This is a genomic window from Christensenella sp., from assembly GCF_034927525.1.
Classification (GTDB): domain Bacteria; phylum Bacillota; class Clostridia; order Christensenellales; family Christensenellaceae; genus Christensenella.
Window position 1 is genome coordinate 1 of record NZ_JAYFPU010000358.1, and the last position, 1,602, is coordinate 1,602.

General features: G+C 51.6%; 1 protein-coding gene. It reads left to right on the forward strand.

Features of this window, described 5'->3' with window-relative positions; all coding sequences use genetic code 11:
• On the forward strand, window positions 1–1,602 hold a 1,602-nt coding region (locus tag VB081_RS14240), incomplete at both ends, for an SdrD B-like domain-containing protein (RefSeq protein ID WP_323401440.1).

A 1,602-nucleotide genomic window follows, 5' to 3' on the forward strand; every position in this document is an offset into this window, starting at 1 on the left:
GATCGCACAGAGCGCTGCTTCTACCGCAGAAGCGGAAAGGGCGGAAATATCCATCGTTGAAACACCAGTAGAGGATGAAACAAAACCCGTACAGGAGCCGGGTGAATTGGCGACGGATGAAATGGCAATGCCGACCAGCGAAGCGACGGAAACGGCGACAGAAGAACCCGCAAAGAGCGAAGCGAGCGCAGCACCGTCAGCGGAGCCTGAGACAGAACCATCCCCTTCGCTTACCAATTCCATCAATGGAATGGTATGGAGCGACGCAAATGCAGATGGCGTCAAAGATGAAGACGAAATTGGCATTGCCGGGTATGCGGTCGAATTATACCGCGGCGGTGAAAAAATAGACAGCGTTGTGACAAAAGAAAATGGCAGTTACCGTTTTGCGGGTCTTACGCCCGGCGAATACAAAGTGGGCGTGCAGGCGCGCACGCTGGACGGCACGGAATATCTGATCCCCATTAAGAGCATCCAAACGGGCGAAGACAATAAATTTGACGCGGATTTCACCTCGGACGAGGAGATTGCTTTTACTGGCGCGATCACAATGGCGGAAGATACGCTCACAGAACATATGGACGCGGGCATGCGTTCCAATATGGAGATCATGCCGATGAATGCGACGGGTGCATATGTCGTAACGGGCGATACGACCGGGACAAATTATGGGACATTTAATAACATTCAGACCGCGCTGAACGCCTGCCCGCGATATGGGTACGCGTCGAACCCCGAACCATGCACGATCACAGTGATGGCAAACGATCCGGATACTGGAGCGGGCACAACGGGTGGCAGTGCGAATGCGAGTGGAGAGATAAGAAATCAGAGAATCACCATTACATCCGGCCCGGGCGGACCGTATACTCTGACAAGAGCAGTGGGCAGCTCACCAGAAAGTAAGGAAAATAGACACTTCATAGTAACAGGTACTGCAGCCAATAAAAGTAGTTTGACGCTCTCTAATATTACCCTTTCAGGACATGGATTGACGAGCGGAAGGAAAAGCAGCGGCGGAATACAGGTTGTTGATTATAGCAGTTTGATTATAAATGCCGGCACAACGATTACAAAATGCTATCAATATGCCGGCAACGGCATGGGTGTGTACATTAGTCCTGGGCAGAATAGCATGACGATGACCGGCGGCACAATCAGTAATAATTATACCGGTACGAGCGGCAGCGCCATTGGTAACGGAGGGGGTGTTATGCTGGGCGACTTTGTGACCGGTGGCATAACAATAACCGGCGGCAACATCACGAACAATAGTGTGGGAAATGATGGCGGCGGAGTGTATGTAGGGAAGGATACTCCTTTCAAGATGACCGGCGGCAGTATCACAGGTAATACGGCGGGGAATGATGGCGGCGGTATTTTTTCCGCGAACAGCGGATATCGCGACCCAGCCAACGTAAACAGCTATGCAAATCTCAGCATCACGGGTAGTGCGGTGGTGAGTGGAAATACATCGGGAAGGACGGAGGTTCCTCCAGCCAACGCGTCGATATACACAACGCGTGCAACCAATCCGTTCCCTGGCACACTGCTGAACAACGATAATATCAGCTACCGAAATTATTGCTACGTAACCTATAA